This is a genomic window from Allorhizobium sonneratiae (genome assembly GCF_023700755.1).
In the GTDB taxonomy this organism is placed as follows: Bacteria; Pseudomonadota; Alphaproteobacteria; order Rhizobiales; family Rhizobiaceae; genus Allorhizobium; species Allorhizobium sonneratiae.
In genome coordinates, this window is the sequence record NZ_JAMKOJ010000005.1 from 145794 (window position 1) to 159137 (window position 13344).

Below are 13344 nucleotides of genomic sequence, written 5' to 3' on the forward strand. Positions count from 1 at the left end.
TTTATGCTCACAGGATAGGACGACGAAACTTATCGTCTGGTTCGGCTTCCTTTTGTCTTTTGCATCGGCTTTGCGAAAAGCTGCCCTACATTGGCGACCGCTGTGCCGTTTGCATCATCACGGATGAAACCGCAGAAAATCCTTTCCATCCTTTTGGCTTTGTCTAATCCAGACATGTTTTTTAAAAGCGGATATCAACTGAAATCGTCATTCCGCGCATGACTTAACGGAAATGTTTCGTATTCAATCCTTGCTTGCATTTCACTTTACGAATTTTATTGGTGGGGTCAATATGGAGATTTATATCCCTTCAAAAATTTACAGTTATGTTTTTTTGTTCGATTTTGTATATCTATGGCAATGTTGATGATCATTTTGTTGTCGTTTCAATTTTCAAAATCGGACCACTTTCGGCTGTTTGTAGCCCAAAAATTTATTATAATGATGCCTGGAAGAAAGAGAGGCAATTTTAAAATGATCTGTATTTAATTTAAATATTTTTTTAAAAATATATATTTTCTCTGGTATGCTAAAATTTGTCTCTTTTTGTCGAAACTGCATTCATTTAAGATGCACAACTATCGCGATATATTGTGTGCTGCTGATGAAATTCAGTTATGATTTTGCAGCCGATATTCTTCTGTCGTTCCGACAGGATGAGAATACAGGCTTTATCAATCCGTTCCGGTGGTGAGTTCAGAGAGTGGGCGGTAAAGGCATGTATCGCTTCCTTGTCCTCCATGAACGATCGGGTTCAGGGGGCAAAAAGAAGAGATAAAAAGAAACGGAGGATCAGTCGAGAAATGGCAAGATCGTTTTGGTGAAAACGGAAAGTGGTTCAGGCAGATCCTTAAGATCGAACCACCCGAAATCGGAGAGCTTGTCCGGTTCGGTGAGTCGTGCTTCGCCACTGAAATCATGGCAGACATACAGCAGGGAAACCCAATGCTGTTGATCGGCTTCAACGATCTGTTCGGTTACGCCGACAAAAGTCAGAGAGTTGATCGTTAACCCGGATTCCTCTTCTGCTTCACGTCTCGCTGCATCGATGGACGGTTCCATCACATCGACCTTGCCGCCGACAATATTCCAGAAATCAATTTCCGGCGGCTTTTTCCGTTTGTAGAGCAGTAGTTTTCCGTCTCGGACAATGGCCAGGCCAACGCCGACACCTGGAAAATCTACGCCAGGTCGCATGAGCGTATCAGCCCTTGGAATTGACGGTGATCAGCATAAAAGCGGGTATATCATCGCCAAAGCCGACGGGCGTGGGGCCATCGTCATAGTCATGGTAACGGTTGCGGCGGCGCTGATTGTCGTCATTGGCAGGGTTGGGGGCAGTGTTGTGGCGCTGGTCCCGATTGTTGTTCTGTGTCCGCTTGTCGGACCTGCGGTCTTGCTTCACCTGCTCCATCCTGTCTGCCGTTTCCTCGGTCGTATTCTGCCCGTTGCGCGTGTCAGTCTTATGACTTGCGTTCTTGTTGCGCCCGCGGTCCTTGCCGCGCCCGCGCCGCTCTTCCCTGTCGTTTTCTGTTGGCGCCGGGAGAGTGGAAAGGTCGCCATTCAGCCATTCGATCTTTTGTCCGATCAGCTTTTCAATGGCATCGAGGAATTTGGTGTCGTGACGGGTCACGATCGAGAAGGCGCTGCCGGAGCGCCCTGCGCGACCCGTACGGCCAATGCGGTGGACATAATCCTCCGCATGGATGGGAAGATCGAAATTGAACACATGGCTGACATCGGGAATGTCGAGACCACGGGCCGCAACATCCGATGCGACCAGCAGCGTGATGTTGTTGTCCTTGAAATTGGCCAGCATGGTCGTGCGCGAGCGCTGATCCATGTCACCATGCAGTGCGCCAACGGAAAAGCCGTGACGGTCCAGCGAACGGAACAGCTCTGCCACATCCTTCTTGCGATTGCAGAAGATAATGGCGTTCTTCAGATCGGTCTGCTCTTTGATGAGGTCGCGAAGAACGGCGCGCTTGTCCCAGTCCTTGCTGTTGGATGCAACAAGCCGCTGTGTCACCGTCTTGGCGGTGGAAGACGGTGGCGCGACTTCGATGCGCTCCGGATTTTGCAGGAAGCGGTCAGCCAGCTTCTGGATTTCCGGCGGCATGGTAGCCGAGAAGAACAGCGTCTGTCTGGTAAAGGGAATGAGCTTGGCAATGCGCTCGATATCGGGAATGAAGCCCATATCCAGCATGCGGTCGGCTTCATCGATCACGAGAATTTCAACGCCGGTCATCAGCAGTTTGCCGCGTTCGCAATGGTCGAGCAGGCGACCGGGTGTGCAGATCAGCACGTCGGCGCCGCGTTCCAGCTTGCGATCCTGCTCGTCAAACGACACGCCGCCGATCAAGAGAGCAATGTTCAGCTTGTGATTCTTGCCGTATTTCTCGAAATTCTCGGCCACCTGCGCTGCCAGTTCTCGCGTCGGCTCCAGAATGAGCGTGCGCGGCATGCGTGCCCGCGCTCGGCCCTTTTCCAGCAGCGTCAGCATCGGCAGCACGAAAGATGCCGTCTTGCCGGTGCCTGTCTGGGCTATGCCGCAGATGTCGCGGCGCATCAGCGCTGGGGGAATGGCACCTGCCTGGATCGGCGTCGGTGTGGTGTATCCGGCGTCGGTAACAGCAGAAAGAACTTTTTGGCTCAGGCCAAGATCGGCAAATGTGGTCAAAGGGAAAAGATGTCCATATTGTTCGGGCGAACACACGTGATAAAGCCAAATTGGCTATTCGCTAGCGCGCAATAGGCCCAAACTGCCTCAAAGTCAATAAATGCAGAGCGAACTGCCTTGTAATTGTCAATAAACTCTGAATTTTACAGAAGCCTGTTGCGCAAAGGCAAATTTTTTCACAGGTCCTGCAAGATTTCTGACATAAATCAGCCAGCGTCATCAGTTCTGATCTTTGACGCTGGCCGTCATGGTTAGCGCAGGCGCTTGGCTGCCGGTTCCGGCACCAGGTCGCCGTCGAGCCTGCGGTCGAGATAGTCTTCGCATTCGGCCAGCAGCGTATCCACCTGATTGGTGAAGAAGTGATTGGCGCCCGGAACGGTTTTCTGGGTGATCAGAATGCCTTTCTGGGTTTTCAGCTTGTCCACCAGACCCTGAACATCGCGCGAGGGGGCAACCTTGTCGGAATCCCCGTGAATGATAAGGCCGGATGAGGGGCAGGGCGCCAGGAAGGAAAAGTCATAGGTGTTCGGTTGCGGTGCAATCGACATGAAGCCTTCGATTTCCGGACGGCGCATCAGAAGCTGCATGCCGATCCAGGCTCCGAAAGAATAGCCGGCAACCCAGCAGCTTTTCGAATCGGGGTGCAGGCTCTGCACCCAGTCGAGTGCCGATGCCGCATCGGACAATTCACCTGCGCCATGGTCGAACTCGCCCTGACTACGACCGATGCCACGGAAATTGAACCGCAGCGTGGTAAAGCCGCGCTTCTGGAACATGTAGAACAACTGATAGACGATCTGGTTGTTCATCGTTCCGCCGAATTGCGGATGCGGATGCAGGATGATGGCGATCGGCGCACTCTTTTCCTTCGAGGGTTGATAACGGCCCTCGATGCGGCCTGCTGGTCCGTTGAAAATGACTTCGGGCATGTAGTCTCCGGTCTTGCTGTCTTTTTTAATGTCCGAACCCGTCCTGGCCCATGAGATGACTTGACGGGAGCAGTCAGCTTTTCTAAAACGCAGTTTAGAACCATTACAAAAATTATGGTCAATCCACGTCGTTGGATTGTCATAGTGCAGTCGCCGCCGAAATTTCAAGGAAAATGCATCCTGATTGGAAGATGAGGCGAGGAAGCTGAAGAAATATGGCCCACAAGCGCATCTATATGGACTGGAACGCCACCGCGCCGCTGATGGATGCTGTGCGCGAAGCCATGATTGATGCCTTTGCCATGCCGGGCAACCCGTCCTCTGTGCATGGTGAGGGCCGTGCAGCCCGTGCGCTGGTTGAAAAGGCGCGACGGCAGGTGGCAGCACTTGTTGGCGCCAATCCGCAATCGGTTGTCTTGACCTCCTCCGCCACAGAAGCCGCCAATCTGGTGCTGACGCCTCATTGGCGCATGGGGCGTTCGCCGCTTTCGCTGGGCAGGCTTTATGTTTCGGCCATCGAGCATCCGGCCGTGCGTCTCGGTGGACGGTTTGCACCCGACAGGATTACTGAAATTCCGGTGACGCCGAGAGGCGTTACCGATCTTGCCCGGTTGGAAACACTTTTGGCAGAGCATCCGGTCGAGGCGGGTCTGCCGCTTGTGGCGGTGATGCTGGCCAATAACGAGACCGGCGTTGTTCAGCCTGTTGCTGAGGCTGCGAGGCTGGTTCATGCCAAAGGCGGTCTCATCGTTGTCGATGCTGTGCAGGCTGTTGGACGTATGGCCGTGGAGATGGATGCTCTGGATGCGGATTTCCTGCTGATCTCGGCGCATAAGCTCGGCGGCCCCAAGGGGGCGGGCGCCCTGATTGCCCGTGGCGAGACATTGATGCCGGAGCCGTTGATCCGTGGCGGCGGCCAGGAAAAAGGCCATCGCGGCGGCACGGAAAATCTGGCGGCGATTGCCGGTTTTGGCGTTGCGGCGGAGCTGGCGCAAAAAGACTTGATCAATCGCAATTTACACGTCACATCCTTGCGCGACAGACTGGAGGCGGGCATGCGCGCGGCAGCGCCCGATCTTATCATTCACGGGCATGATGTGGCACGGATCGGTAATACCTGCTTTTTCACCCTGCCAGGCATGAAGGCGGAGACCGGCCAGATCGCCTTCGACCTTGAAGGGCTGGCGCTGTCGGCGGGAGCGGCTTGCTCTTCGGGCAAGGTTGGGCAAAGCCATGTGCTCACGGCCATGGGACAGGATGCACAGATGGGTGGTCTGCGGCTCTCGCTGGGTCCTGCCACGACGCAAGAGGATATTGACGCGGCGATTGCGATCTTTGCCCGCATTGCCGCACGCAGAAGGCCAGCCGGTCAGGCGGCCTGAGTAGATAGATAAACCCGGCTGGAAAACCCTCTTCAAGGGGTGAATTCCGGGCGATGAAGACTTACATAGGAATGGGACATGAAAACGGCGCGCCGTTTTGTCCTGTGACAAGCTGCCGGACCTTGACCCGGCAAGATTGGAGAGACACATGCCGGCCGTACAGGAAACGATCGATCAGGTCCGCCAGATCGACGTCGATCAGTACAAATATGGTTTTGAAACCATGATCGAAGTGGACAAGGCCCCCAAGGGCCTGTCCGAAGACATCATCCGGTTCATTTCCGCCAAAAAGCGCGAGCCGGACTGGATGCTGGAATGGCGGCTCGACGCCTATCGCCGCTGGCTGACCATGGAAGAACCGACATGGGCACGCGTCGATTATCCGAAGATCGATTTCAACGACATTTATTATTATGCCGCGCCGAAGACAGCGGAAGGCCCGAAGTCGCTGGATGAGGTCGATCCGGAGCTGTTGAAGGTCTATGAAAAGCTCGGCATTCCGCTGAAGGAACAGGAAATTCTGGCGGGCGTGCAATCCTCGAAGATTGCAGTCGACGCCGTGTTCGATTCCGTTTCCGTCGTCACCACCTTCAAGGACGAGCTGAAGAAGGCGGGCGTGATCTTCATGTCCATTTCCGAAGCCATCCGTGAATATCCGGAGCTGGTGCGGCAATATCTGGGCTCGGTGGTGCCGACCACGGACAATTATTATGCAACGCTGAACTCGGCGGTGTTCACTGACGGTTCCTTCGTCTTCGTGCCGAAGGGCGTGCGTTGCCCGATGGAGCTTTCCACCTATTTCCGTATCAATGAGAAGAATACCGGCCAGTTCGAGCGTACGCTGATCATTGCTGAAGAAGGTGCCTACGTCTCCTATCTTGAAGGCTGCACCGCGCCGCAGCGCGACGAAAACCAGCTTCACGCCGCCGTGGTCGAACTGGTGGCGATGGATGACGCCGAAATCAAATATTCCACCGTGCAGAACTGGTATCCCGGCGACAAGGATGGCAAGGGCGGCATCTACAACTTCGTCACCAAGCGTGGCGATTGCCGCGGCGCCCGCTCGAAGATTTCCTGGACGCAGGTGGAAACCGGCTCGGCCATCACCTGGAAATATCCCTCCTGCATCCTGCGCGGCGACGACAGCCGCGGCGAGTTCTACTCGATTGCCGTTTCCAACGGTCATCAGCAGGTCGATAGCGGCACCAAGATGATCCATCTCGGCAAGAATACGTCGAGCCGCATCATCTCCAAGGGGATTTCGGCAGGCGTGTCGAACAACACCTATCGCGGTCAGGTATCGATGCACCGCCGCGCTGAAAACGCCCGCAACTTCACCAATTGCGACTCGCTTCTGATCGGCGACACCTGCGGTGCGCATACCGTGCCTTATATCGAGGTGAAGAATTCCACCGCCAAGGTCGAGCACGAGGCCACCACCTCGAAAATCTCCGAGGACCAGAAGTTCTACGCCATGCAGCGCGGCATTCCGGAAGAAGAGGCTATCGCCCTGATCGTCAACGGCTTCGTCCGCGACGTCATTCAGGAACTGCCGATGGAATTCGCCGTCGAAGCGCAGAAGCTGATCTCGATCAGCCTTGAGGGGAGCGTGGGGTAAACGCGGTTTCGGGTCTGGTCAGGACGTATCGGTTTTCACCGTCATCCTCGGGCTTGACCCGAGGATCTGCCAAGGGTGACCAGTTTCATGAGTGCTTTTGTCTATATGCTCTCCGAGAAACCGCGCGGTGTCATTTACACGGGCGTCACAGCGGATTTAACTGGCAGGATATGGGAGCATAAAAACGAGGTTCATGAAGGTTTTACATCCAGATACAAGGCAAAAAATCTTGTCTGGTTTGAAACGCATCCGAACATCGTTCTGGCCATTCAGAGGGAAAAATCTCTGAAACGATATCTGCGGGAATGGAAGATTGCGTTGATTGAGGGTTTGAACCCGACCTGGCTCGATCTTTATGAACGTGTTGATGAGATCGAGAATGTCTATAAGCCCAACAAGAATACGAGAATGTGGAATGACTATAACTGATAGGTAGAGGCAGACGGAAATCCCGGCAGATCCTCGGGACAAGCCCGAGGATGACGTGATGATGAGGCAGTGTCTTCCATTATGATCATCGCTCTTGTGAAAGAGATATTGGGGCGAACCTGAAGTATATCGATCAACGGAGTGCCGGGCTGCTTGAGGAAAAACGATGGAGTGTTTCGTATGAAGCCAGTGATGAACATCGATGAAGTAGAGCTTGTGGCCAGCTCGGCCGGCAATGTGTTTGCCGATCGCTGCGGTTCGCTCAGCGATGTCATCGGTGCGCGTCAATTGGGTTACAATCTGACGGTCGTGGCGCCTGGAAAACGTTCCTCCCCCTTTCACAATCACCATGCCAATGAGGAGATGTTCTTCATTCTGGAAGGTGAGGGAACCTATCGCTATGGTGATGCCTATTTTTCGGTGCGTCCGGGGGATGTGATGGCGGCACCGGCAGGTGGTCGTGAAACGGCGCATCATATCATCAATACCGGTCGGCATGACCTGAAATATCTGAGCGTTTCCACCAAACGGACACCGGATGTCTGCGAATATCCAGAGTCTGACAAGTTTCAGATTCTCTCCAGCACTGAAGAAAACACGAACCAGTTTCGTTACATTGGCCGTATGGCCTCCAGCCTCGATTATTTCGATGGCGAGATTTGACAGGAATTTGACCATGCTTGAAATCAGAAACCTCCATGCCCGTATCGCCGAAGATGGCACGGAAATCATTCACGGGCTGAACCTCACCGTCAAGGCGGGCGAGGTGGCCGCGATCATGGGGCCGAACGGCTCGGGAAAATCGACGCTGTCCTATATTCTCTCCGGCCGTGACGATTATGAAGTGACCGAAGGTGAGATCATCTACAACGGCGAGAACATCCTTGAGCTTGACCCGGCAGAACGGGCCGCCAAGGGCATTTTCCTGGCTTTCCAGTATCCGGTGGAAATTCCGGGTGTTGCGACGATGCAATTCCTGAAAGTGGCTATGAACGAGCAGCGCAAGGCGCGTGGTGAGGCGGAATTGTCCACGCCGGATTTCATGCGTCGGGTCAAGGAAGCCGCCGCCGAGCTGAAGATCAACCCGGACATGCTGAAGCGTCCGCTCAATGTCGGCTTTTCCGGCGGCGAAAAGAAGCGTGCAGAAATCCTGCAAATGGCGCTGTTGGAGCCGAAGCTCTGCATTCTCGACGAGACAGACAGCGGCCTTGACATCGATGCGCTGAAAATCGTTGCCGATGGCGTCAATGCGTTGAAATCGCCGGATCGGGCAACATTGGTCATCACCCATTACCAGCGTCTGCTGGATTATATCGTGCCGGATACGGTTCACGTTCTCTACAAAGGCCAGATCGTCAAGACCGGCGACAAGAGCCTGGCGCTGGAGCTGGAAGCCAATGGCTATGCTGATATCACCGGCCAGGCGGCCTGAGCGGGCAGCAAGAGGAGTGGTGCAATGAATCTGCAAGCTGCGAACCGGCCGACGGCGGCCGAGACCGCGCTGATCGATGCCTATTCTGCCCAGATCGGTGATCTGCCGGGCGATGGGGCAGTTCTTGGCGCGCGCGACATTCTGTTTGACGATCTGAAAAAGGCTGGTCTGCCAAGCCGTCGCATCGAGGCCTGGCATTATACCGATCTCAAGGCCCAGTTGCGCGGCCTGCCGGAGGCTGCACCCGTTGTGACCACGAAGGCGGTGATGCCGCTGGTCGAGGGCGCGCGTCTTCTGGAACTGCGTCAGGGCGAGAGCCGTGAGAATGCGGGACTGGAGGGCGTAACCGTGTCCTCCTATGCCGAAAGCCTGCACAGCGGCACGGCGGCTGAAGCGCTTGCTGCCCGTGGCAAGGATGACGCTATTGGCCGTATCAATGGCAGCTTCGTGCGTGACGGCTATGTGTTGACCGTGGCAGCCCATGCCGCGCCGGACAAGCCGATTGAAATTCAGGCATCTCAGGGTGGCGGTCAGGTGCATAGCCGGTTTCCGGCACGCTTTGGCCAGGGCTCGAAGGCAACCGTGATCGAGCGTCACCGCAATGCCGGTGAGGCGACTGCTTTCGTCACCTCGGTCAGTGATCTGGTGCTGGATGATGGTGCTGAAGTTGTCTGGATCATCGTGCAGCAGCAGGGGCCGTCCGATACCCATCTTGGCCAGATCAAGGTGAAACTGGGCGCGGATGCAAAGCTTCGGCTGTTCGTCATCAATACCGGCGGCAAGCTGGTGCGGCAGGAAGTTCATGTGGTGACGGCAGGTGAGGGTTCGGATTTCACCCTGCGCGGCGTCAATCTGCTCGGCGGCGACAGCCATACCGACGTTACCATGACGCTTGGCCATGACGTGCCGAACACCACATCGACGGAAATCATCCGCAATGTCGTGTTCGACAAGGCGCGGGGCGTGTTTCAGGGCATGATCCGGGTGGCGCCCGATGCCCAGAAAACCGATGCGCGCATGGCCTGCAACACGCTTTTGATGTCCGACGACGCCGAGTTTTCGGTGAAGCCGGAGCTGGAAATCTTTGCCGATGACGTGCAGTGCGCCCATGGCGCGACGGTTGCCGACATTCAGAAGAACCACCTCTATTATCTGATGTCGCGCGGGATCCCGGAAAAACAGGCCCGCGGCCTGCTGATCAACGCCTTCGTGGCCGAGATTGTCGAGGAACTCGAGGATGAGGCGCTGGTCGAGGCCCTGGAAAAGGTGATCTCCGGCTGGCTGGATCACCATGGCTGATCAGGCAAAGCCGTCTGGCGCTTATGATGTCGATGCAGTGCGGCGGGATTTTCCGATCCTGTCGCGCATGGTGCATGGCAACAGGCCGCTGGTCTATCTCGATAATGGTGCTTCCGCCCAGAAGCCGCAAATGGTGATCGATGCGATCACCCATGCTTATTCGCAGGAGTATGCGAATGTGCATCGCGGCCTGCATTTTCTCTCCAATGCAGCCACGGATGCCTATGAGGCGGCGCGCGAAAAGGTGCGGCGGTTTTTGAATGCCGGATCTGTGGACGAGGTCGTCTTCACCAAGTCCTCGACCGAGGCGATCAATACGGTCGCCTATGGCTATGGCATGAAGGAGATCGGTGAGGGCGACGAGATCGTTCTGTCGATCATGGAACACCATTCCAACATCGTGCCCTGGCATTTCCTGCGCGAACGCAAAGGTGCGAAACTGGTCTGGGTGCCGGTGGATGACAATGGCGCCTTCCATATTGAAGAGCTGGAAAAGCGTCTGACCGAGCGGACAAAGCTGATCGCCATCACCCATATGTCAAATGCGCTCGGCACAGTGGTGCCGGTGAAAGAAGTCTGCCGTATTGCCCGCGAACGCGACATTCCGGTGCTTGTCGATGGTAGTCAGGGTGCTGTGCATATGCCTGTCGATGTGCAGGATATCGGCTGCGATTGGTATGCGATGACCGGCCACAAGCTGTATGGCCCCTCTGGCATCGGTGTGCTTTTCGGAAAGACGGAGCGGCTTGCCGAGATGCAGCCCTTTATGGGCGGCGGTGAAATGATTGCCGAGGTAACGCAAAACATCGTCACCTATAACGATCCGCCGCATCGTTTCGAGGCGGGTACGCCGCCGATCGTGCAGGCCATCGGACTGGGTTTTGCCCTGGATTATATGGAAAGCCTTGGTCGCGAAGCGATTGCCGCCCATGAGGCGGATCTGACGGCCTATGCCCGCGAGCGGCTGTCGGCAATCAATGCGCTGCGGATCATTGGCGATGCGCCGGGCAAGGGGGCAATCTTCTCCTTCGAGATTCAGGGCATCCACGCCCATGATGTCTCGATGGTGATCGACCGGCGCGGCGTGGCCGTGCGGGCCGGAACCCACTGCGCCCAACCTTTGTTGAACCGTTTTGGCGTGACATCGACTTGCCGCGCCTCGTTTGCTCTCTACAATACAAGGCAGGAAATCGATGCGCTGGCCGAAGCGCTCGACTATGCCAGAGATTTCTTCGCCTGAGGATCGATCATGAGTGTCAGTGAGAATGATCAGAAGCCGGATGTCCGTGAAGGCATCGTCCAGTCCAGCATTCCGCAGGAAGAACTGGCGCGCCTGTCGGATGACATCGTCGCGGCCCTGAAAACCGTCTATGATCCGGAAATTCCGGCGGATATCTTCGAGCTTGGCCTGATTTACAAGATCGACATCGAAGACGACCGCATGGTCAAGATCGTCATGACGCTGACGGCGCCGGGCTGTCCGGTGGCCGGAGAAATGCCGAGCTGGGTGCAGAATGCCGTTGGCGCGGTCGAGGGCGTGTCCGGCGTCGATGTGGATCTGACCTTCGATCCGCCGTGGACGCCTGACCGCATGTCGGAAGAAGCGCAGGTGGCTGTCGGCTGGTATTGAGTGCCGGCTTGTCGTAACCTGTTCAGCAGATTATATTTCTTCAATGAAAGCGCCGGATCTTGACCCCGGCGGTGAAAAGGAGACGAACATGGGCTTCGCTGTGATGACCATGACCGATGCGGCAGCAAACCGCGTCAAGGATATTCTCGAAAATGCCGGGCCTGAGGCCAAGGGCATCCGCGTCGGCATCAAGAAGGGTGGCTGCGCCGGAATGGAATATACCATCGATATGGTCACCGAACCCAATCCCAGGGATGATCATATCGAGCGCGATGGCGCCCATGTCTGGATCGATCCGGCGGCTGTGCTGTATCTGCTGGGCACCGAGCTTGATTTCGAGACGACGAAATTACGTTCCGGCTTTACCTTCAACAATCCCAACCAGACATCGGCCTGTGGCTGTGGTGAATCGGTGGAACTGAAGGCTGCCGATCTCGCCGAACTGGCGAAGCGCCGTGAGCCGGTCTGAGTGATTTTACAGCGGCATGCGGCAGATGTGGCGCATGCCGCTGTAACGCTTTAAATTGCCTGAATCATTTTACGGATCTTCGTTTTACTCTCGTCGGTGTGTACTCTTAAGCCCGTCTCGTTTCAGAGAAGACAATGAAACGAGACGGGCTTTTGGCTTAGAGCACCGTGCGATCAATATGACGCATTCTGCCGCAATGAATTTATGGGCTGATCAAGATTTTTGCCGAAGGGCATACCCCTCGGTACGTCCGAGGGAAAAATCTTGATCAGGACGTAAAGACATGCGGCCCTTCGGGTTTGCTGAAACTTGCCCCCCACTGCGTTGGATGGCTTGCCCGATGACACAGCATCGCGCTGCGCCATCCGTCTTGTGGGGCGGCAAGTTTGAGCAAACAGAATGCATCATATTTATCGCACGATGCTCTAAAACATGGACGATGAGCCGGAGTTTGAGCCACGCATCTTGCTCAAGAATTTCTTGATAAAGCTATCCTTGGTCATGCTTTGCGCCTGAGGCGCACCTTCGATCTGTTCCATTTCGCTTGCGCCGGTGGAGTTGGCCATGGCGGGCATGGCAGTCGGCATGCTTGCTTGAAGGCGTGCGGCAATGGCCGGGTTCATCATGGCGCCCGGCGCACCGGCAACCTGACGTCTGGTCGCGGTGCGGCGCTGATGCGGGTCCGGGGCGAGGCCGGCAAGAATTTCAGCCTTGGTTGGCGGACGGGGTGCGCTGGATTGCGGCGTGACCACAACGACGGGCGGCGTTTGAGGCTTGGCCTGCTGGGGAACCTCGACCTGCGGCTGCTGGGTTTGAAGACTGTAGACGCTGGCGACGGTTGCCTGGAACGGTCGGCCGGGCAGGGCTGAAGGAGCCGGACTCTGGCCATTGCCAGCGACTGCATCAGCCTGAACGCTTGGAGCAGAAAACAGGCTGTGCGGTGCAGCACTCTGCTGCGCCATTGCGGCAGCCGTTTCGGCGTCGGCGACCTGCACCGGCACGCCGTTTTGCAGCAGCACCGCCTGTGCCTGCCCATTGCCGGGAGGGGCGAGGCGATAATCGAAGGTCTTGCGATTGTGCGTGCTGACCCGTGGGTCGTGATAGGCAAGCCTGTCGGCTTGCGCTGCAAGACTTTGATTTGGTGCCGCAACGGATGCCGTCTGGACGGGATCGGGCGTCGTTTGTATTTGTGCCGCCGCCTTTGTCTCCGGTTTTGCGCCGGAGCCCAGCCCCATGCAGCCGGACAGCAGCGATAGCGACACGACGGCCAGAAGGCCGGAAAGGGCCGGGCGAAAAACAACGGGCTGATGAGACGTCATGTCATCCTTCCTCTGTAGCAGGCAATGCCTCAATCACGGCATCGGTAAGAGTAAGGGCAGGATGACAGCTCTGGCTTGCGTCAGGCCGGAGGAATGATTTCATCATAACTGGCAATCTGCAAAGAAAAGTTTGCAAAACTATTTTTGCAATCTATCA

Annotated in this window: 13 protein-coding genes; 9 read left to right on the forward strand and 4 right to left on the reverse strand. The window is 56.0% G+C overall.

Going from position 1 to position 13344, the window contains the following annotated elements; translation table 11 throughout:
* Positions 1–792: 792 nt before the first annotated feature.
* The 3 genes from NAC44_RS11230 to NAC44_RS11240 all read right to left on the reverse strand — a co-directional run bounded on the left by NAC44_RS11230 (position 793) and on the right by NAC44_RS11240 (position 3609).
* A complete protein-coding gene (locus NAC44_RS11230; protein ID WP_250940813.1) occupies positions 793–1197 on the reverse strand; it encodes an NUDIX domain-containing protein in 405 nt (134 codons plus the stop codon).
* Between the two features lie 7 nt (positions 1198–1204).
* Positions 1205–2680, reverse strand: a complete 1476-nt coding sequence (locus NAC44_RS11235) for a DEAD/DEAH box helicase (protein WP_250940815.1) — start codon at positions 2678–2680, stop codon at positions 1205–1207.
* 251 nt (positions 2681–2931) lie between these two features.
* Positions 2932–3609 carry an alpha/beta hydrolase gene (locus NAC44_RS11240; RefSeq protein ID WP_250940817.1) on the reverse strand — a complete coding sequence of 226 codons (678 nt, stop codon included), beginning with the start codon at positions 3607–3609 and terminating at the stop codon, positions 2932–2934.
* Positions 3610–3824: 215 nt separating this feature from the next.
* Here NAC44_RS11240 and NAC44_RS11245 point away from each other — a divergent pair, with 215 nt between their 5' ends.
* The 9 genes from NAC44_RS11245 (at position 3825) to sufA (ending at position 11868) form a co-directional block, all read left to right on the forward strand.
* Positions 3825–4991: a cysteine desulfurase family protein gene (locus NAC44_RS11245; RefSeq protein WP_250940818.1), complete on the forward strand. Its 1167-nt coding sequence runs from the start codon at positions 3825–3827 to the stop codon at positions 4989–4991.
* A 148-nt stretch (positions 4992–5139) separates the two neighbouring features.
* Positions 5140–6609, forward strand: coding sequence for a Fe-S cluster assembly protein SufB (sufB, locus tag NAC44_RS11250; RefSeq protein ID WP_250940820.1), 1470 nt, complete (start codon positions 5140–5142; stop codon positions 6607–6609).
* Between the two features lie 87 nt (positions 6610–6696).
* Positions 6697–7038 (forward strand): GIY-YIG nuclease family protein, encoded by a 342-nt coding sequence (locus NAC44_RS11255; protein WP_250940822.1) that lies wholly within the window; start codon positions 6697–6699, stop codon positions 7036–7038.
* A 180-nt stretch (positions 7039–7218) separates the two neighbouring features.
* Entirely contained in the window at positions 7219–7701 is a 483-nt protein-coding gene (locus NAC44_RS11260; RefSeq protein ID WP_250940823.1) for a cupin domain-containing protein, read from the forward strand.
* 13 nt (positions 7702–7714) lie between these two features.
* Positions 7715–8470, forward strand: a complete 756-nt coding sequence (sufC, locus tag NAC44_RS11265; RefSeq protein ID WP_250940824.1) for a Fe-S cluster assembly ATPase SufC — start codon at positions 7715–7717, stop codon at positions 8468–8470.
* 24 nt (positions 8471–8494) lie between these two features.
* Positions 8495–9769, forward strand: coding sequence for a Fe-S cluster assembly protein SufD (gene sufD, locus NAC44_RS11270; protein ID WP_250940825.1), 1275 nt, complete (start codon positions 8495–8497; stop codon positions 9767–9769).
* Positions 9762–11009 carry a cysteine desulfurase gene (locus NAC44_RS11275; protein WP_250940826.1) on the forward strand — a complete coding sequence of 416 codons (1248 nt, stop codon included), beginning with the start codon at positions 9762–9764 and terminating at the stop codon, positions 11007–11009. The genes sufD and NAC44_RS11275 overlap by 8 nt, the downstream gene beginning before the upstream one ends.
* A 9-nt stretch (positions 11010–11018) precedes the next feature.
* Entirely contained in the window at positions 11019–11399 is a 381-nt protein-coding gene (locus tag NAC44_RS11280; RefSeq protein ID WP_250940827.1) for an SUF system Fe-S cluster assembly protein, read from the forward strand.
* Between the two features lie 88 nt (positions 11400–11487).
* Positions 11488–11868 (forward strand): Fe-S cluster assembly scaffold SufA, encoded by a 381-nt coding sequence (gene sufA, locus NAC44_RS11285; protein ID WP_250940828.1) that lies wholly within the window; start codon positions 11488–11490, stop codon positions 11866–11868.
* A gap of 425 nt (positions 11869–12293) precedes the next feature.
* Here the strand turns inward: sufA and NAC44_RS11290 are convergent, their stop codons facing one another.
* Entirely contained in the window at positions 12294–13187 is an 894-nt protein-coding gene (locus tag NAC44_RS11290) for a hypothetical protein (protein ID WP_250940829.1), read from the reverse strand.
* Positions 13188–13344: the final 157 nt, after the last annotated feature.